This is a genomic window from Streptomyces sp. CB02009, from assembly GCF_001905825.1.
Taxonomy (GTDB): domain Bacteria; phylum Actinomycetota; class Actinomycetes; order Streptomycetales; family Streptomycetaceae; genus Streptomyces.
In genome coordinates this window covers 212,033-230,077 of the sequence record NZ_LIVV01000004.1, presented here as the reverse complement: position 1 = coordinate 230,077, position 18,045 = coordinate 212,033, and the positions used below count along the sequence as shown (strand labels likewise).

The 18,045-nt window shown below is 73.7% G+C and carries 17 protein-coding genes; 15 read left to right on the top strand and 2 right to left on the bottom strand.

What is annotated here, in order from left to right; genetic code table 11:
• Positions 1–20: 20 nt before the first annotated feature.
• The 15 genes from AMK27_RS17320 to AMK27_RS17250 all read left to right on the top strand — a co-directional run bounded on the left by AMK27_RS17320 (position 21) and on the right by AMK27_RS17250 (position 15,387).
• Entirely contained in the window at positions 21–929 is a 909-nt protein-coding gene (locus AMK27_RS17320) for an SRPBCC family protein (protein WP_073908229.1), read from the top strand.
• Between the two features lie 169 nt (positions 930–1,098).
• Positions 1,099–1,884, top strand: a complete 786-nt coding sequence (locus AMK27_RS17315) for an aldose epimerase family protein (RefSeq protein WP_073908226.1) — start codon at positions 1,099–1,101, stop codon at positions 1,882–1,884.
• Positions 1,885–1,907: 23 nt separating this feature from the next.
• Positions 1,908–2,447, top strand: coding sequence for an orotate phosphoribosyltransferase (pyrE, locus tag AMK27_RS17310; protein WP_073908223.1), 540 nt, complete (start codon positions 1,908–1,910; stop codon positions 2,445–2,447).
• A 222-nt stretch (positions 2,448–2,669) separates the two neighbouring features.
• Positions 2,670–3,692 carry a class II fructose-bisphosphate aldolase gene (gene fbaA, locus AMK27_RS17305; protein ID WP_073908220.1) on the top strand — a complete coding sequence of 341 codons (1,023 nt, stop codon included), beginning with the start codon at positions 2,670–2,672 and terminating at the stop codon, positions 3,690–3,692.
• A gap of 86 nt (positions 3,693–3,778) precedes the next feature.
• Positions 3,779–4,969 carry a MalY/PatB family protein gene (locus AMK27_RS17300; protein WP_073908217.1) on the top strand — a complete coding sequence of 397 codons (1,191 nt, stop codon included), beginning with the start codon at positions 3,779–3,781 and terminating at the stop codon, positions 4,967–4,969.
• 73 nt (positions 4,970–5,042) lie between these two features.
• Complete coding sequence (locus AMK27_RS17295) at positions 5,043–6,497, top strand: MFS transporter (RefSeq protein ID WP_073908214.1); 1,455 nt, start codon at positions 5,043–5,045, stop codon at positions 6,495–6,497.
• Between the two features lie 194 nt (positions 6,498–6,691).
• Positions 6,692–7,105: a DUF3151 domain-containing protein gene (locus tag AMK27_RS17290; RefSeq protein WP_030323572.1), complete on the top strand. Its 414-nt coding sequence runs from the start codon at positions 6,692–6,694 to the stop codon at positions 7,103–7,105.
• A gap of 213 nt (positions 7,106–7,318) precedes the next feature.
• Positions 7,319–8,158, top strand: a complete 840-nt coding sequence (locus AMK27_RS17285; protein WP_079188488.1) for a DUF3152 domain-containing protein — start codon at positions 7,319–7,321, stop codon at positions 8,156–8,158.
• A gap of 124 nt (positions 8,159–8,282) precedes the next feature.
• Entirely contained in the window at positions 8,283–9,140 is an 858-nt protein-coding gene (locus AMK27_RS17280) for a tryptophan 2,3-dioxygenase family protein (RefSeq protein ID WP_073908208.1), read from the top strand.
• A 10-nt stretch (positions 9,141–9,150) separates the two neighbouring features.
• Complete coding sequence (gene kynU / locus AMK27_RS17275; protein ID WP_079188487.1) at positions 9,151–10,410, top strand: kynureninase; 1,260 nt, start codon at positions 9,151–9,153, stop codon at positions 10,408–10,410.
• Between the two features lie 136 nt (positions 10,411–10,546).
• Positions 10,547–11,416 carry an alpha/beta hydrolase gene (locus tag AMK27_RS17270; RefSeq protein WP_073908206.1) on the top strand — a complete coding sequence of 290 codons (870 nt, stop codon included), beginning with the start codon at positions 10,547–10,549 and terminating at the stop codon, positions 11,414–11,416.
• Between the two features lie 118 nt (positions 11,417–11,534).
• Positions 11,535–12,008, top strand: coding sequence for a hypothetical protein (locus tag AMK27_RS17265; protein WP_073908203.1), 474 nt, complete (start codon positions 11,535–11,537; stop codon positions 12,006–12,008).
• An 88-nt stretch (positions 12,009–12,096) separates the two neighbouring features.
• Positions 12,097–13,419 carry a sensor histidine kinase gene (locus AMK27_RS17260; RefSeq protein ID WP_079188486.1) on the top strand — a complete coding sequence of 441 codons (1,323 nt, stop codon included), beginning with the start codon at positions 12,097–12,099 and terminating at the stop codon, positions 13,417–13,419.
• Entirely contained in the window at positions 13,416–14,078 is a 663-nt protein-coding gene (locus AMK27_RS17255; protein ID WP_073908200.1) for a response regulator, read from the top strand. Before AMK27_RS17260 ends, AMK27_RS17255 begins: the two co-directional genes overlap by 4 nt.
• Before the next feature lie 112 nt (positions 14,079–14,190).
• On the top strand, positions 14,191–15,387 hold the full coding sequence (locus AMK27_RS17250) for a cytochrome P450 (RefSeq protein ID WP_073908197.1): 1,197 nt from the start codon (positions 14,191–14,193) through the stop codon (positions 15,385–15,387).
• 130 nt (positions 15,388–15,517) lie between these two features.
• Here AMK27_RS17250 and AMK27_RS17245 read toward each other — a convergent pair whose 3' ends face one another.
• Both AMK27_RS17245 and AMK27_RS17240 read right to left on the bottom strand, forming a co-directional pair.
• The gene (locus AMK27_RS17245; RefSeq protein WP_073908194.1) at positions 15,518–17,137 is read right to left on the bottom strand and encodes an ABC transporter permease; all 1,620 of its coding nucleotides are present in this window, start codon (positions 17,135–17,137) and stop codon (positions 15,518–15,520) included.
• Positions 17,134–18,045 (bottom strand): ABC transporter ATP-binding protein, encoded by a 912-nt coding sequence (locus AMK27_RS17240; protein ID WP_073908191.1) that lies wholly within the window; start codon positions 18,043–18,045, stop codon positions 17,134–17,136. Before AMK27_RS17240 ends, AMK27_RS17245 begins: the two co-directional genes overlap by 4 nt.

Here is an 18,045-nt window from a genome sequence, read left to right as displayed (position 1 = left end):
TCTGAGTAGGCTCGGCTTCCATGGAGCATGAGGTGTTCGTCCCGGTCCCGGCCGCGGTTCTGCGTGCGACGCTCACGGACCCGGCCCGGGTGGTGCGCTGCGTCCCCGGCCTCCAGCGCGACGCCGACGCGGAGGCCGGTCCGCTGACGGGCCGGCTCAAGGTGCGGGTCGGCGGCAACACCATCACCTACCGGGGCGCCCTGAAGGTCGTCGAGCGGGACGGTGCCATCACCTACGAGGGCCACGGGACCGAGGCCCGGGGCAAGGGCACGGCGGAGCTGTCGCTCACCGTCGTCCTCACTCCGGTGGCCGAGGGCACCAGCCTGAGCTTCACCGGCGGTCTGACGGCGGCCGGCCGGCTCGCCGAGGTGACGGACGAGGCCCGGTCCACGGCGGGCGCGAAGCTGCTCGACAAGTTCGTGGAGGGACTGGCGGCGCTGGCGGAGAAGCCGGGGGTGCCGGAAGCGCCGGACGCGGAAACGGCTCCCGGGGGAGCGGCGGCCGCCGCTGCCGATGACGTCGTCGAGCCCGCCTCCGACGGCCCCGAGGGCTCCGACCGCTCCGACGCCGTCGGCGACTCCGACGACGACGGCGTCGACGACGGTGTCGAGGAGCCGCGCCGGAGCCCCGTCTTCGACGCGCCGGTGCCGCCGTCCTCCCTCGACCCCCGCCTGGACGAGGACTTCGGCGCCACGCCCATCGACTTCCCCGCCCCGCAGCCGGCCGCCGAGGCCGCCCACGCCCGCCGGACCATGATCGGCCGCAGCGCCGAGGAGGTCGACCACGCGCCGCCGCGCGGCCGGTACGCCCCGGTGCCCGCGCCCGAGGCGTCGAGCGCCGGTGCCACCCTGCGCTGGATCGCCCCGGCCGCGGCCCTCGCGCTCGCCTCCGCCGTGGTCGTCAGCCGCGCACTGCGCCGCCGCCGCTGACCGGGCACCGCGCGCCGCCGCCGCTGACAGGACCACCGCCCGCGCGCGTCGCCGCGTCTGACCGGAGCACCGCGCCGTGCGCCGGCGCTACTGCCAGGGCCGCCGCCGCTGACACGGCTCCCGCGCACTGCGCCGACGCCGTCGGCACGATTAGGGTCGGAGCGTGAGCATGCAGACGCACCTGACGGCGGGCGACGCCGAGTTGACCATCAGCCCCGAGAACGGCTGCCGGATCGAGAGCCTGCGCATCGGCGGCACCGAGCTGCTGCGCCAGGGCGAGCGGTTCGGCACCTTCCCGATGGTGCCCTGGTGCGGACGGACCGGGAACGGCCGTTTCCGCAACGGGGCCACCACCCATCAGCTGCCGGTCAACGCGCCCCCGCACGCCATCCACGGGACCGTCCGCGACCTCGCGTGGAAGACCGCGAGGACCTCCGCGACCGAGGCGGTCTTCACCTGTGAGCTGGGTGACCCGTGGCCGTACCAGGGCCGGGTCACGCAGGTCTTCGAGCTGGCCGAGGACGCCCTCACCCTCCGCTTCGGCGTCGAGACCTACGACGACTCCTTCCCGGCCCAGGCCGGCTGGCACCCCTGGTTCCTGCGGAACCTCGGCCGGGGCGGCCAGGACGCGCGCCTCGACTTCACCCCGGCCTGGCAGGAGGAGCGCGGTGACGACCACCTCCCGACCGGACGCCGGATCGACCGCACCCCCGGCCCCTGGGACGACTGCTTCGGCATGCCCGAGGGCGTCGACGTCACCCTCACCTGGCCGGAGGAGCTGGAGCTGAAGGTCACCAGCCGCGCCGAGTGGGTCGTGATCTACGACGAGCAGGAGGAGGCCGTCTGCGTCGAGCCGCAGTCCGGCCCGCCGAACGGCCTCAACACCCACCCCCGCCTGGTCACCCCGATCGATCCGCTGGAGGTCGAGAGCACCTGGCGCTGGCGCCGCCTCTGAGCAGTGCCCTTTAAGCTCGGGGCATGACTGACGTACGCGCTGAGCTGCTCCAGCAGATCAAGGACAAGGCCGTGGTGCACGGCAAGGTGACCCTCTCCTCGGGTCTGGAAGCCGACTACTACATCGACCTGCGCCGGATCACGCTGGACGGCGAGGCCGCGCCGCTGGTGGGTCAGGTCATGCTCGACCTGACGGCCGACCTGGACTTCGACTGCGTCGGCGGTCTGACCCTGGGCGCCGACCCGGTCGCGACCTCGATGCTGCACGCCTCGGCCGCGCGCGGGCAGCGCCTCGACGCCTTCGTCGTACGGAAGGCGCAGAAGGCGCACGGCATGCAGCGCCGTATCGAGGGCACGGACGTCAAGGGCCGTCGCTGCCTGGTGGTCGAGGACACCTCGACCACCGGCGGCTCGCCGCTGACCGCCGTGGAGGCCGTCCGCGAGGCCGGCGGCGAGGTCGTCGCCGTGGCCACGATCGTCGACCGGGGCGCCGCCGAGGCCATCGCCGGGGCGGGTCTGGCGTACCTCACGGGCTACCAGCTGGCCGATCTCGACCTGGCGTAACCGCCGCGAAGTCGTGACTTAGGTCCCGGACATCGGTGATTGCTGTCCTGACCTGCGTTTTTACCCAGGGGCGGGGTGTTTCACGTGAAACACCCCGCCCCTCGGTGTGCCGGGCCCGTGGGAGCCCGGAGAAGAGTCTGGAAGGATGGGCGTCGACGATGACGTCGCCCCCAGGTCAGGGACAGCAACGCACACACCCCGCACATCACAAGGAGCGGACGAATGCCCATCGCAACCCCCGAGGTCTACAACGAGATGCTCGACCGGGCGAAGGCAGGCAAGTTCGCCTACCCGGCCATCAACGTGACTTCGTCCCAGACCCTGCACGCCGCCCTGCGCGGCTTCGCGGAGGCCGAGAGCGACGGCATCATCCAGATCTCGACCGGCGGAGCCGAGTTCCTGGGCGGCCAGTACAACAAGGACATGGTCACGGGCGCCGTTGCCCTGGCCGAGTTCGCGCACATCGTCGCCGCGAAGTACGACATCACGGTCGCGCTGCACACCGACCACTGCCCGAAGGACAAGCTGGACGGCTATGTCCGTCCGCTGCTCGACATCTCCGCCGAGCGCGTCGCCCGGGGCGAGAACCCGCTGTTCCAGTCGCACATGTGGGACGGCTCCGCCGAGACCCTCGCCGACAACCTGGCCATCGGCCAGGAGCTGCTCGCGAAGGCCGCCGCCGCCAAGATCATCCTTGAGGTCGAGATCACCCCGACCGGTGGCGAGGAGGACGGCGTCAGCCACGAGATCAACGACGAGCTGTACACCACCGTCGACGACGCGCTCCGCACCGCCGAGGCCCTCGGCCTGGGCGAGAAGGGCCGCTACCTGCTCGCCGCCTCCTTCGGCAACGTGCACGGCGTCTACAAGCCGGGCAACGTCGTCCTCCGCCCGGAGCTCCTCAAGGACCTCCAGGCCGGTGTCGCCGAGAAGTACGGCAAGCCGTCCCCGTTCGACTTCGTCTTCCACGGCGGCTCGGGCTCCACGGCCGAGGAGATCGCGACCGCCCTGGAGAACGGCGTCGTGAAGATGAACCTCGACACCGACACCCAGTACGCCTTCACGCGTCCGGTGGCGAACCACATGTTCAAGAACTACGACGGTGTGCTGAAGGTCGACGGCGAGGTCGGCGTCAAGTCCACCTACGACCCCCGCACCTGGGGCAAGCTGGCCGAGGCCGGCATGGCCGTCCGCGTGACCGAGGCGTGCGCGGCGCTGCGCTCGACCGGCACCAAGCTGAAGTAAGCGCCGAGGCAGGCGTTGGACGAGCGGCCCGGCACCCCCGCCCCGGCGTGGGGGTGCCGGGCCCTCGGCATGTCAGGAGGAGAGCGATGTCCGGAGGAGAGACCGCGGTGACCACGACGTACGACTTCGACCGGGAGATCGACCGCCGCGGGACCTGGTCGGTCCAGTGGGACGGGATCGCGGACCGCTTCGGCGTCCCCGACCTGCTCCCCTTCACCATCTCCGACATGGACTTCGCCTCCCCGCCGGAGGTCCTCGCGGCCCTGCGCGACCGCGTCGAGCACGGGGTCTTCGGCTACACCGACTGGCGGCTCGGCGAGTTCCGCGAGGCGATACGCCACTGGTACGCCACCCGGTACGGGGCCGAGATCGACCCGGACTCCCTGGTGTACGCGCCCTCCGTGCTCAACCAGCTCTCCCAGCTCCTGCGGATGTGGACCGAGCCCGGCGACGGCGTCGTCGTCCACACCCCCACGTACGACGGCTTCCGCAAGGCCGTCACGGGGCTCGGGCGCGAGCTGCGCGGCGTCCCCCTCGACGACACCGAAGCCCTCGAACGGGAGCTGGCCCGGCCGGACAGCACGGTCCTGCTGCTCTGCTCCCCGCACAATCCGACCGGCCGGGTGTGGACGGAGGACGAGCTCCGGGAGTTCGCCGCGCTCGCCGAGCGCCACGGCGCCGCCGTCGTCAGCGACGAGATCCACGCCGACCTGACCACCGAGGGCCACCGCCACATCCCGTGGACCCGGATCGCCGAGCGGGGCCGGGGCCGGCGCTGGGCGCTGATCACCTCGGCCACCAAGGCGTTCAACTTCCCCGCGCTCTCCGGCTCGTACGGGATCATCGGCGACCCCGACGAGCGCGCGGCCTTCGTCCGGCGGATGGAGACCGGGGAGGGGCTCGCCTCGCCCGCCGTGCTCTCGCTGACCGCCCACATCGCCGCGTACCGGCACGGCGCGGCCTGGCTGGACGAGCTGCGCGCCTATGTGGCGGGCACGATGGACATGGTCCGGGAGGAGCTCGCGGCGGGCCTTCCCGATCTTCGCTGGTCACCCCCGCAGGCGGGTTACCTCGCCTGGATCGACCTGCGGCCCCTCGGCATCGAGGAGACCCGGCTGCAGGAGGAGCTGATCACCGTCGAGAAGGTCGCGATCATGCCGGGCGGGGTGTACGGCACGCCCGGCTTCGTCCGGCTGAACGTGGGCTGCCGGCGGGAGAAGGCCCAGCGGGGCGCGGCCGCCCTGGTCCGGGCGGCGGCACGGCTGCGGACCGCCTGACACGGACGTCCCGGGGGCGGCGGACGCCCGCACCGGGGTGCACAGGGTGGCCTCCGCGAGGACCATGGCTGGCATGGGCGAGCGTGACGTGCGGATGGGCTCCAGGACCGGGCGATGGATCGTGTTCACGACCGTCCTCGGCTCCGGCATGGCGCTGCTCGACTCCACCGTCGTCAATGTGGCGCTGCCGCACATCGGCGAGGACCTGGGCGCCGACCTGGCCGTTCTGCAGTGGACGGTCAACGCCTACATGCTCACCCTGGCCGGGCTGATCCTGCTCGGCGGCTCGCTCGGCGACCGGTTCGGACGGCGCCGGGTCTTCGTGATCGGCGTGGTGTGGTTCGCGCTCGCCTCGCTCCTGTGCGGCCTCGCCCCGAACGCCGGGGTGCTCATCGCCGCCCGCGCCCTCCAGGGCGTGGGCGGGGCGCTGCTCACCCCCGGGTCCCTGGCGCTGATCCAGGCGAGTTTCCACGAGGACGACCGGGCCAGGGCGGTCGGGCTGTGGTCCGGTTTCGGCGGGGTGGGGGCGGCGATCGGGCCGTTCGTGGGCGGCTGGCTGGTGGACGGGCCGGGCTGGCGGTGGGTGTTCCTGCTGAACGTGCCGCTCGCCGCGCTCTGCGTCCCCGTCGCGCTGCGGCACGTCCCCGAATCGAGGGACGAGACCGCGCACGGTCGCTTCGACGTGCTCGGCGCGGTCCTGGGGGCGGCGGCGCTCGCGCTCGTGACGTACGCGCTGATCGGCGAGGCCTGGTGGGCCGGGGCGGCCGGGGTCCTCGTCGGGGCCTGGTTCGTGGTCGTGGAGCGGCGGCGCGGCGAACGCGCGATGGTGCCGCCGTCGATCTTCGCGTCCCGGATGTTCACCGCGGTCAACCTGGTCACGCTGTGCGTGTACGCCGCGTTCGGCGGCTTCTTCTTCCTCGCCGCCCTCCAGCTCCAGGTGGTGGCCGGCTACTCGGCGCTCGGTGCCGGTACGGCCCTGCTGCCCACGACCGTCCTGATGCTGCTGCTCTCGGCGAAGTCCGGGGAGCTGGGGGAGCGGATCGGGCCCCGGATCCCGCTGACGGTGGGGCCGCTGCTGTGCGCCGCGGGCATGCTCCTGATGCTGCGGGTCGGCGAGGACGCCTCGTACGTACGGGACGTGCTGCCGGCGCTGCTGGTGCTCGGGCTCGGGATGACGGCCCTGGTCGCGCCGCTGACCGCGACGGTGCTCGCGTCGGTGGACGTGTCCCGGGCGGGTCTGGCCAGCGGCATCAACAACGCGGCGGCGCGGGCGGCCGGGCTGCTCGCGGTGGCCGCGCTGCCGATGCTCGCCGGGATGGGCCCGGAGGCGTACCGCTCGGCGGAGGAGTTCGGGTCGACGTTCCGGCGGGCGATGCCGATGTGCGCGGGGATCCTGGTGGTGGGCGCGGTGGTGGCGTGGACGACGATGCGGACCCCCGCGCGGGCGGGCTGCCACCCGGAGTGCAAGGTGCACTGCGGGGTGACGTCCCCGCCGCTCGACCCGGGCCGGCGGGACGCGTCGGCCTGAGCGGAGCCGGTGCCGCCGCGGGGCGTGCGGGGCGTCCGCGTGCCCGCGGCCGGTGCTCCCCTGCCTCGCCGCTGCCCTGGGACCGGTGCTTCCCCGCCGCGGGGCCGGCCGCAGGGCGTCCGGGGCCCCCGCCCCGGGCCGGTCCTTCCCCGCCACGGGGCCTTCCGGGGGCGGGACTGAGGCAGACTGGCCCCATGGCCATGCATGAGAACCTCCTGGGGGGACCGGCCCCCACCCACCTGCCCGACGACCCGGGTCCGCGCGAGCTGCTCGCGAACGGGACGGCGCCGGCGGAAGTCGCCGCCAAGTACCCGACCTCCTCGCTCGCCTGGGCCCAGCTCGCGGACGACGCGTACGAGCGCGGTTCGGTCGTCGAGTCGTACGCCTACGCCCGTACCGGCTACCACCGCGGCCTCGACGCGCTGCGCCGCAACGGCTGGAAGGGCCACGGCCCGGTGCCGTGGGAGCACGAGCCGAACCGCGGCTTCCTGCGCGCCCTGCACTCGCTCGCCCGCGCGGCCGGCGAGATCGGCGAGAAGGACGAGTTCGAGCGCTGCACGACCTTCCTGCGGGACTCCTCGGAGACCGCGGCGGAGACGCTCGGCTGACGTCTCCCCCCGTACCTGCCGAACGCCCTTTCCTCCCGCGTGGGGAAAGGGCGTTCGAAACGCCCGGTACGATCCCCGGGACCGCAGGACCCGAGGGGGGAGTCTGTCGTGGGCAAGCGTGGTACGACCGCAGGACGGCGCCGAACAGGCTCCAGGAGGCGCGGGTCCGGGCGCGGGTCCGGGCGGCGGCTCGTCCTCCCGACGCTGGTCCTGATGACGGCGGCGCTCGGCGCCGGAGTCGCCCTCGCCCACTTCGAGGGCCCGCCCGCCGAGGTCACGGCGGCCCCGGCCACCGCCCCCGTACCGACGGCGACCACCGAGAACCCGGCAGCGAGGACGACCACCCCCGCTCCCCGGCCCCCACGGGCGAAACCGAAGCCGCCGGCCGTGCGACCGACCCCGCCCCCGTCGCCGAAGGCGACGCCGAAACCGACACCGACACCCACGCCGAAACCGACGTCGGTCCCGGTGAAGCCGCCCACCGTGCCGAAGTCCGGCGCCGGGACGTTCGTCACCGCGCAGGCCTCCGGCGCACCCGTCGGCGAGGGCGGCGAACTGCGCCGCTACCAGGTCCAGGTCGAGGAGGGCATCGCGCTGTCGGCGCGTGACACGGCCGCCGAGATCCAGCGGATCCTGGCGCATCCGCGCGGCTGGGCCGCGCACGGCCGGGGCCGCTTCCAGCTGGTCTCGGAGGACGCCGACTTCGTCATCCGGATCGCCACCCCCGACACGGCCGACGCGCTCTGCCTGCAGCAGGGCCTGGACACCCGCGGCGAGCTGAACTGCGAGACCACCGACGGGGTCGTGGTGAACCTCAGACGGTGGATGCTGGGCTCGCCGACCTTCGCGGGGGAGGCCGCCGAGTACCGGCACCTGATCATCAACCACGAGGTCGGGCACGAGATCGGCATCCGGCAGCACATGGGCTGCCCGGGTCCGGGCAGGCCCGCGCCCGCGATGATGCAGCAGATCAAGGGCCTCGACGGATGCCGGTCGAACGCATTTCCGTATGACGAAGACGGGAGCTACATCACCGGGCCGATCGTGTCATGATGCGCTTGGGACGGCGCGCGACGAAGCCCGCCTCCCGAGGGGACCGGGGCTCCCGTGACGTACGGACGACCGTGCGCACGGTGGAGCAGACCGCTACCCGGTAGTTCGTATCGAGGAGACAGCAATGTCACTCTCCCCGGGTTCTCCCGATTCCGGAGCCGGTTCGGTCGCCAACGACCCGAACCTCGACTTCGCCGGCACGACGCCGTACGAGGACTACGTCCAGGCGGACGTCCTGACCCACCTCCAGCACCTCCGCTCGGACGACCCCGGCGAGATGGTCTTCCTGGTCACCACCCAGGTCATGGAGCTGTGGTTCACGGTGATCGTCCACGAGTGGGAGACCGCGAGCCGCGCCCTGCGCGAGGACCGCGTCCCCGTCGCCATGGACGCGCTCAAGCGCTCCGTGCGCGAGCTGGAGGCCCTCAACCACTCCTGGCGGCCGCTCGCCCAGCTCACCCCCGCCCAGTTCAACGCCTACCGCGCCGCGCTCGGCGAGGGCTCCGGCTTCCAGTCCGCGATGTACCGGCGGATGGAGTTCCTGCTCGGCGAGAAGTCCGCGTCCATGCTCGTCCCGCACCGGGGCGCGCCCCGCGTCCACGCGGAGCTGGAGAAGGCGCTGACCGAGCCGAGCCTGTACGACGAGGTCCTCGGGCTGCTCGCCCGCCGCGGCCTGCCCGTCCCGGCCGCCGTCCTCGGCCGCGACCTCGGACAGCGGTACGAGCCCTCGGCCGAGGTCGAGGCGGTCTGGGCCGGGATCTACGCGGACGCCGACCAGAACGGCGAACTCGTGCGGCTCGGCGAGGCGCTCAGCGACGTCGCCGAACTGGTCTGGCGATGGCGCAACGACCACCTGGTGGCGACCCGCCGCGCGATGGGCTCGAAGACCGGCACCGGCGGTTCGGCGGGCGTGGCCTGGCTGGAGAAGCGGGCGCAGAAGAACGTCTTCCCGGAGCTCTGGACGGCGCGCAGCCATGTCTGACACTGAAGCCATGGCAGACCTCGAGCAGGCAGACGCCCGGCGGGCGGAACTCCAGCAGGCGGACGCCCACCGGGCGGACCTCCGGAAGCGGGCCCAGGAACTGGACACCGCGGACGAACTCGGCAAGCACCGCGAGAAGTTCGCCCTCGACGCCGGGACCGTCTACCTCGACGGCAACTCCCTCGGCGCGTTGCCCGCCCACGTCCCCGCCCGGATGGCCGACGTCATCACCCGCGAGTGGGGCGAGCTCCGCATCCGCTCCTGGGACGAGTCCGGCTGGTGGACCGCGCCCGAGCGGATCGGCGACCGGATCGCCCCGATCGTCGGCGCCGCTCCCGGACAGATCGTGGTCGGCGACTCGACCAGCGTGAACGTCTTCAAGGCGGTCGTCGCGGCGGCCCGGCTGAGCGCCGACGACCGCGACGAGATCCTCGTCGACGCGACGACCTTTCCCACGGACGGGTACATCGCGGAGTCCGCGGCGCGGATGACGGGTCACCGGATCGTGCCCGTCGACCCGGCCGCCATGGCCGCCGCGGCCGGCCCGCGGACGGCCGCCGCGCTCGTCAACCACGTCGACTACCGCAGCGGCCGCCGCCACGACCTGCCCGGCATCACCGCCGCGCTGCACGCGGCGGGCGCGCTCGCCGTCTGGGACCTGTGCCACAGCGCGGGCGCCCTGCCGGTCGGCCTGGACGCGCACGGGGTCGACCTGGCCGTCGGCTGCACGTACAAGTACCTGAACGGCGGGCCCGGTTCGCCGGCCTACCTGTACGTCGCCGAGCGCCACCAGGCCGCCTTCGACTCGCCGCTGCCCGGCTGGAACTCGCACACCGACCCGTTCGCCATGACCCCCGGGTACGAGGCGGCCGCAGGCGCCGTACGCGGCCGGGTCGGGACGCCCGACATCCTCTCGATGCTGGCCCTCGAAGCGGCGCTCGACGTCTGGGACGGCGTCGCCATCGAGGAGGTACGGGCCAAGTCCCTGGCGCTCACGGACTTCTTCCTGGAGTGCGTGCGGGCGTACGTGCCGGAGGGCCGCGTCACCTCCGTGACGCCGGACGCGCACGACGAGCGCGGCAGCCAGACCGCGCTGGCCTGCGAGAACGCGCCCGCCGTCATGGCCGAGCTGATCAAGCGCGGTGTCGTCGGCGATCTGCGCCGCCCCGACATCCTGCGGTTCGGCTTCACCCCGCTGTACGTCGGCTTCGCGGACGCGGAGCGGGCGGCGCGGGTGCTCGCGGAGGTCCTGGCGGACCTGCCCGGCTGAGGCCCCGACCGGGTTCCGCGCGGCCGCGCGCGGTCTCGTACGGTCCGATGATCGCCTGACCTGCGGGGGCTCCGCTCCTGGTACCGTCCCCGCAGGTCAGGCCAATTCGGCCCCGTATCCGAGAGGTTGGAACAGCATGCCGGACCCCGCCGCGCGCGATGCCGCCGAAGAGGCGTCGGCCCTCTCGCACCCGGCCGTCCCCCCGGACGCCTCCGCCGCGTACGGCGACCACCCGGACCAGGTCGTCGACTTCTACGCCCCGCGCGGCGGAGGCGACCGGGTGCCGCTCGTCGTCGCGCTGCACGGCGGGGCGTGGCGGGCGCCGTACGACCGGCGGCACCTGACCCCGTTCGTGGACTTCCTGGCCCGGCGCGGCTTCGCCGTGGCGAACGTCGAGTACCGGCGCGGCAGCGACATCCCCCGGCAGGGTGGTGCCGCCCCGGTCGCCGGACGCTGGCCCGAGACCTTCGACGACGTCGCGGCCGCGCTCGACGCCCTGCCCGGACTCGCCGCCGCCCACCTGCCGCAGGCCGACACCGGCCGGATCGTGCTCACCGGCCACTCGGCGGGCGGCCAGCTCGCCCTCTGGGCCGCCGCCCGGCACGTCCTGCCCGCCGGCTCCCCCTGGCGCCTGCCCGCCCCGCCCGAGCTGCGCGGGGTCGTCGCCCTCGCCCCCATCGCCCACTTCGGACGGGCGGTCGAGCTGGGAGTGTGCGGCGGCGCGGTCACCGAACTGCTCGGCGACCCGTCCGCGTACGAGGAGCGGGCGGCCCACACCGACCCCGCTCTGCTGCTGCCGACCGGCATCGCGACCACCGTCGTCCAGGGCCGCACGGACATCGACGTGCCGTACGCCGTCGCCGACGCCTACGCCGAGGCGGCCTCGAAGGCGGGCGAGACGGTCGGCGTGACGCTCCTGGAGGAGGTCGGCCACTTCCCCCTGATCGACCCGGCGGCGGACGCGTGCGCGGTGGTGGCGGAGGAGATCGCCCAACTCGCCTGGTGAGTCGAGGCCGCTGCCGCGAAGGGGAGGTCTTCCGTACGGCGCCCCCCGGACGCCCGCCCAGGCCGTCCCCCTGACCAGCGGCGAGACTCGCGAGCTCGGCATCACAGCGTCGGGCTCGGTGCCCCTGCCCGACGGCGGCGCGGTGCTGTCCGGCAGCGGGCGGGACGAGGGTGACGGCCTGTTCCGCGTCGAGGCGGCGGCGGACGGCACCCCGAAGCTCACCAAGGTCGCGGAGACGGGCACGGCGGTCTTCCCGCTCACGATCGACCGGGTCGGCGTCCCCGCCGTGGCGGAGATCGACAAGACCAACGGCAGCTCCTTCACCTGGGAGCCGATCTTCGAGGAACAGGACGAGGGCAGCCTGTGGGAGGTGGACGCGCCGAACGGCGCGTACACCGTCGCGGTGAAGGCGACGCTGGACGACGGTGCCGGCGCGCCCGTCTCCAAGAGCTCGCCGATGAGCATCGGCCGCGCCTTCAATCCGTACGACTTCAACGACAACCGCTCCACGGGAGTCGTCACCGTACCGTTCAACCGGCGCACGACGGACCTGTTCAAGTACCAGGGCAGCGCGTACAGCAGCGTGTCCTGAGGCCCGCCCCGGACACGCCATAGTCCTCAAGGGGGACCCGGAAGGATCCGCATCGAGCGGGACGACCGGGTTCCCCGCCGCCCGTACCGTGGTCGACGTGACCCAGACACAGACCCCCGAGACGAGCCGCGCCCCCGAGTTCCACCTGGTCCAGGTCGTCCTCGGCGGACTGCGGCAGGACCTCTTCCGCGACGCGTCGGCCTACCGGCCGCTCCAGCCCGCCGAGGTGAACCCCAAGGTGGCGCGCTTCCTGCCGAAGGCGATACGGCCGCACCTCGGGCTGTTCCCGCACGCCGTCGTCGCGTTCTTCGCCCTGATCGCCTTCGCGCTGGGCTACGAGGAGTTCGACACCCGCTTCGCCCCGCTGACGCTCATGGTCGTCTGCACGCCGCCCGCGGTCGTGCTGCTCACCCTGGTGCGGCCGGTCCTCGCCTTCTGGGCCTCGCTCGCCACCGCGCCCGTCATCGGCTACCTCAGCGGCTACGTCGCCGGGTGGCCCTGGTCGCACATCACGTTCTTCTCCCACCTCGTGGTCCTCGGCGTGGTCGCGGCCCGCTCCCGGCCCCGCACCTCGGTGTGGATGTGGCTCGTGACGGCCGGCTTCTCCCTCTTCACGGAGATGTTCCTCGGGATGGGCCGCAGCTCCGACAGCGTCCCGCTGCTCTTCGTCGCCGCCCTGGTCCTCCTCGCCGTGACCGTCCTCCAGGTCCGCCGCCAGGCCGACCGCGAGGTCACCGCCCAGCAGACCGTCACCGCCCAGGAGCGCTCGAAGCGGACCCTCCTGGAGGAGCGCACCACCATCGCCCGCGAGCTCCACGACGTCGTCGCCCACCACATGTCGGTCGTCGCCATCCAGGCCGAGGCCGCCCCGTACCGGGTCGAGAACCCGCCGCCGGAGCTGGAGCAGGCCTTCCTCACCATCCGCGAGAACGCGGTCGCCGCGCTCACCGAGCTGCGCCGCATCCTCGGTGTCGTCCGCGCCGAGGACTACGAGGCCCCCGACGCCCCGCAGCCGACCCTCGCCGACCTCGACTCGCTGGTCCGCAACGTCCAGGACGCCGGGCTCGTCGTCGACAAGACCGTGACCGGCGCCGTGCGCGAGCTGCCGCAGGGCGTCGAGCTCTCCGCGTACCGCATCGTCCAGGAGGCCCTGTCGAACGTGCTGCGGCACGCGCCGGGCGCCGCCGCGAAGGTCGAGGTCAGCTATGTCCTCGGCGGTCTGGGCCTGCGCATCGCGAACGGTCCGGCCCGCGGCCTCGTGAAGCCCTCGCCGGGCGCGGGCCACGGCATCACCGGCATGCGGGAGCGTGTGACGATGCTCGGAGGGGAGATGACGGCCGAGGCCACCGAGGACGGTGGGTACGAGGTGACGGCCTTCGTCCCCGTGAGCCGTGAGGAGAGTGACCAGTGATCCGCGTGCTGATCGTCGACGACCAGATGATGGTCCGCGAGGGCTTCTCGGTGCTGCTCGGCGCGATGCCGGACATCGAGGTCGTCGGCGAGGCCGTCAACGGCCGGGAGGCCGTCTCCCAGGTCGCCGCCCTCCACCCCGACGTGGTCCTCATGGACATCCGGATGCCCGAGCTGAACGGCATCGACGCCACCCGGGAGATCGTCGCCGCCGACGCGGACGCGAAGGTCCTCGTCCTGACCACCTTCGACCTCGACGAGTACGTCTACCAGGCGCTGCGCGCCGGCGCCTCCGGCTTCCTCCTCAAGGACGCCTCCGCCCGGCAGCTCGCCGACGGGGTGCGGGTCGTCGCGGCCGGCGAGGCGCTGCTCGCGCCGACCGTCACCAGGCGGCTGATCACCGAGTTCGCGAAGGCGCCGGGGAGCTCTCCGCGCCCGCCGGCGATGGCGCAGATCGGGGAGCTGACGGAGCGCGAGACGGAGGTCCTGGTGCTGATCGCGCAGGGCCTGTCGAACTCCGAGATCGCCGAGCACCTCGTCGTCGCCGAGTCGACCATCAAGACCCATGTGAGCCGCATCCTGGTGAAGCTGGGGCTGCGGGACCGGACGCAGGCGGCGGTGTTCGCGTACGAGGCGGGCCTGGTGCGCGTCGGCGGCTAGAGCCTGTCCTGCCGATCATGGCCGGGGCGCGCGGGGCCTGTGCGGCGGATCATGGGCCGGGCGCGGGCCCGTCCGGCGGATCATGGCCCGGGCGCGCGGGTAGCGTCCGGGCATGGACGCTGCCGAGGCTGTTTACGACCCCTTCTCCCCGGAGTTCGTCGCCGATCCTTACCCCGCCTACGCCGCGCTGCGGGCGGCGGGCCGCGCCCACTGGCACGGCCCGACCCGCCAGTGGCTGATCCCGCACCACGAGGACGTGTCCGCGCTCCTCAGGGACCGGCGGCTCGGCCGGACGTACACCCACCGCTTCAGCCACGAGGAGTTCGGGCGGGAGGCTCCGGACGCGGCGTACGAGCCGTTCCACACGCTCAACGACCACGGACTGCTCGATCTGGAGGCGGCCGACCACGCCCGCATCCGGCGGCTGGTGTCGAAGGCGTTCACGCCGAGGACCGTCGAGAACCTGGCGCCGACGGTACGGCGGCTCGCCGCGGATCTGGTGGGGGATCTGGTGGCGGCGGGCGGCGGCGACCTCCAGGCGGCGGTCGCCGAGCCGCTGCCGGTCGCGGTGATCGCCCGGATGCTGGGCGTTCCCGAGGACGACGAGGAGCGGGGGCGGCTGCGGCCCTGGTCGGCGGCGATCTGCGGGATGTTCGAGCTGAACCCCTCGGAGGAGACGGCCCGGCGGGCGGTCGAGGCCTCCGTCGAGTTCTCGGACTATCTGCGCGAGCTGATCGCGCGGCGGCGGAAGAGCCCGGGGGACGATCTGATCTCGGCGCTGATCGGGGTGGAGGAGCTGACGGAGCAGGAGATGGTCTCCACCTGCGTCCTGCTCCTGAACGCGGGCCACGAGGCCACCGTGAACACCACGGTCACCGGCTGGTGGACCCTCCTGAAGCACGGCGTCCGTCCGGACCCCGGGAAGTTGTCCACAGCTGTGGAAGAAATTCTGCGCTACGACACCCCGCTCCAGATGTTCGAGCGCTGGGTCCTCGACGACATCGAGATCGGCGGCCAGGTCATCCCGCGCGGCTCCGAGGTCGCCCTCCTCTTCGGCTCCGCCAACCGCGACCCGGCCCGCTTCGGCCCGACGGCCGACGCACTCGACCTCACCCGGGCCGACAACCCGCACGTCACCTTCGGGGCGGGCATCCACTACTGCCTCGGCGCCCCGCTCGCCCGCCTCGAACTGACCGCGGTCTTCGGCGAGCTGCTCCGCCAGGCGCCGGACCTGCGGCTCGCGGCGGAGCCCGTGCGGAAGCCGGGGTACGTGATCCGGGGCGTCGAGGAACTGCTCGTGGAGGTGTGAGCCCGCACCCGCGCCGAGCACCGCTCCGGCACGGCCGAGAGCACCGCTCCGGCATGGCCGAGAGCACCGCTCCGGCATGGCCGAGAGCACCGCTCCGGCACGGCAGCAGTGCTCTCGGTCCGTGTCCGCCTCAGCCGATCACGTCCCGCCGCCGCAGCCCCGCCAGCCCCGCCGCCACCAGGGCCGCCGCCAAGGCGGTCAGGGCCAGGACCGGGGTCCAGGCCGTGTCCGGGCCCGGGAGCTTCGGCAGGTGGCCGAACGGGGAGAGGTTCAGGGCCGCCTGCGGCAGGTCGAGCGCCGGGCCGATCCAGCCGAGGGCCAGGCACAGGCCGGCCGCGCCCCACGCGGCGGTCGCCGCCCTCGGGGCCGCGCCCCAGAGGAGGACCGCGAGCCCGGCCAGCGTCCACACCGCCGGCAGCTGGGCGAGCGACGCGCCCAGGACCGGGCCCGCGTCCCGGCCGTACGAGAGGGCGAGGCCGATGCCGCTGAGGGCCAGGATCAGGGCCGAGCCGCCGAAGGCGATCAGCAGGTGGCCGGCCGCCCAGCGGATCCGGCCGAGGGCGTTCGCGAGGAGCGGTTCGGCGCGGCCCGAGGTCTCCTCGCCGTGCGGACGCAGCACCGAGCCGACCGCGAACAGGGCCGCGACCATCCCGAAGAGGGACACCATCGTGGCGAGGAAGGCGTCGGTGAGGGCGCTCCGGCCGCCCATCCGCTCGATGATCTGCCGGGCCTGCGCGTTGTCGCCGACGATGTCGGCCGCGCCCTCGACCATCCCGCCGAAGACGAGCCCGCCCAGCAGGAACCCCAGCGACCAGCCGAGCAGCGTGCCCCGCTGGAGCCGCCAGGCGAGCGCGCCCGCCGTCGCGAGACCGCCCTCCGCGGGGCCCGGCCGGGTCGCGAGGAAGCTCGCGCCGATGTCGCGACGGCCGGCCAGCGCGTACGCCGCCGCCGTCTGGGCCAGGGCCGCCGCGGCGATCAGGAGGAGCACCCACCAGCGTTCGCCGGCGAAGGCGCGGACGTTCTCCGCCCAGCCGATCGGCGACAGCCAGGTCAGCACGGGGGAGCGGCCGGAGTCGCCGGCCGCCCGCAGGACGAACGCGAGGCCGACGGCGGCTCCCGTCAGGCCCTTCGCGAGCCGGGCGCTCTCCGTCAGCTGGGCGGCGAGCGCGGCCGTGGCCGCGAAGACCATGCCGGTGCCGCCGAGGGCGAGGCCGAGGGCGAGCGCCCCGGCCGCGCCCTGTCCGGCGAGTCCCGCCGTGACGATCAGCGCGACGGCGGTGTTGACGACGAGCGCGGCGAGGAGGGCGGCGGTGAGCGGGGCCCGGCGGCCGACCGCGCCGGCGGAGAGCATCTCCTGGCGGCCCGTCTCCTCCTCCTCGCGGGTGTGCCGGACGACCACGATCAGGCTCGCGACGGCGGCGAGGACGGCGGCGAAGGTGCCGAACCGCCAGGCGACGAGCCCGCCGAGGGAGTCGTCGAAGACCGGTCCGTAGAGCGCGCGCATCGAGCTGTTGGCGGTCATGGCGGCGGCGGCCTCGGCGCGTGCGGCGGCCGTGCCGTAGACGCCTTCGAGCGAGCCGGCGCCGCTGGCGACGAGGCCGCCGGTGACGAGCGCCCAGAGCGGGATCGTCAGCCGGTCGCGGCGCAGGGCGAGCCGGGTGAGGGCGCCGGTGCCGGTGAGGGGGCCGGCCGGGGTGCCGGTGACGGGGCCGGCCGTGGTGCCGGTGCGGGTGCGGGCGGGGGTGCTCATCGCGCGGTCACCCCGCTCGCGGGGTGCTCGTCCTCGTAGTGCCGGAGGAACAGCTCCTCCAGGGTGGGCGGGGTGCTGGTCAGGCTCCGTACGCCCGAGGCGGTCAGGGAGCGCAGGACGGCGTCGAGCTTGTCGGTGTCGACCTGGAGCCTCACCCGCAGGCCCTGGACGTCGAGGTCGTGGACGCCGGGGAGGTGGGCGAGGCCGTTCGGCGCGGCGGCGAGTTCGGCGGTGACGCTGGTACGGGTCAGGTGCCGCAGCTCGGTGAGCGAACCGGACTCCACGGTCCGGCCCCTGCGGACGATGCTGACCCGGTCGCAGAGGGTCTCGACCTCGCTGAGGATGTGGCTGGAGAGGAGCACGGTCCGGCCGCGGTCGCGGGCCTCCTGGACGCAGCTCTGGAAGACCTCCTCCATCAGCGGGTCGAGGCCGCTGGTCGGCTCGTCGAGGACGTACAGGTCGACGTCGGAGGCGAAGGCCGCGACCAGGGCGACCTTCTGCCGGTTGCCCTTGGAGTAGGTGCGGCCCTTCTTGGTGGGGTCGAGCTCGAAGCGCTCGATCAGCTCGGCGCGCTTCGCCCGGTCCAGGCCCCCGCGGAGCCTTCCGTACAGGTCGATGACCTCGCCGCCGGAGAGGTTGCGCCACAGGGTCACGTCGCCGGGGACGTACGCGATCCGGCGGTGCAGGGCGACGGCGTCCCGCCAGGGGTCCCCGCCGAGCAGCGCGACGCCGCCGGAGTCGGCGCGGAGCAGGCCGAGGAGGACCCGGATGGTGGTGGACTTGCCGGCGCCGTTGGGGCCGAGGAAGCCGTGGCCCTCGCCGGTCTCGACGGCGAGGTCGAGGCCGTCGAGCGCGTGGGTCCGCCCGAAGGACTTGTGCAGTCCGGCGATGCTGATTGCCTTCGTCAT

Excerpts from the sequence above, each read along its gene's own strand:
- kynU (WP_079188487.1), top strand. The coding sequence starts at position 9,151 with ATGGCAGACCTCGAGCAGGCAGACGCCCGGCGGGCGGAACTCCAGCAG.
- AMK27_RS17270 (WP_073908206.1), top strand. The coding sequence starts at position 10,547 with ATGCCGGACCCCGCCGCGCGCGATGCCGCCGAAGAGGCGTCGGCCCTC.
- AMK27_RS17245 (WP_073908194.1), bottom strand. The coding sequence starts at position 17,137 with ATGAGCACCCCCGCCCGCACCCGCACCGGCACCACGGCCGGCCCCGTC.
- AMK27_RS17300 (WP_073908217.1), top strand. The coding sequence starts at position 3,779 with ATGTCCGGAGGAGAGACCGCGGTGACCACGACGTACGACTTCGACCGG.
- AMK27_RS17315 (WP_073908226.1), top strand. The coding sequence starts at position 1,099 with ATGCAGACGCACCTGACGGCGGGCGACGCCGAGTTGACCATCAGCCCC.
- AMK27_RS17240 (WP_073908191.1), bottom strand. The coding sequence starts at position 18,045 with ATGACGAAGGCAATCAGCATCGCCGGACTGCACAAGTCCTTCGGGCGG.
- fbaA (WP_073908220.1), top strand. The coding sequence starts at position 2,670 with ATGCCCATCGCAACCCCCGAGGTCTACAACGAGATGCTCGACCGGGCG.
- AMK27_RS17290 (WP_030323572.1), top strand. The coding sequence starts at position 6,692 with ATGGCCATGCATGAGAACCTCCTGGGGGGACCGGCCCCCACCCACCTG.
- AMK27_RS17295 (WP_073908214.1), top strand. The coding sequence starts at position 5,043 with ATGGGCGAGCGTGACGTGCGGATGGGCTCCAGGACCGGGCGATGGATC.
- pyrE (WP_073908223.1), top strand. The coding sequence starts at position 1,908 with ATGACTGACGTACGCGCTGAGCTGCTCCAGCAGATCAAGGACAAGGCC.
- AMK27_RS17320 (WP_073908229.1), top strand. The coding sequence starts at position 21 with ATGGAGCATGAGGTGTTCGTCCCGGTCCCGGCCGCGGTTCTGCGTGCG.
- AMK27_RS17280 (WP_073908208.1), top strand. The coding sequence starts at position 8,283 with ATGTCACTCTCCCCGGGTTCTCCCGATTCCGGAGCCGGTTCGGTCGCC.
- AMK27_RS17285 (WP_079188488.1), top strand. The coding sequence starts at position 7,319 with ATGACGGCGGCGCTCGGCGCCGGAGTCGCCCTCGCCCACTTCGAGGGC.
- AMK27_RS17250 (WP_073908197.1), top strand. The coding sequence starts at position 14,191 with ATGGACGCTGCCGAGGCTGTTTACGACCCCTTCTCCCCGGAGTTCGTC.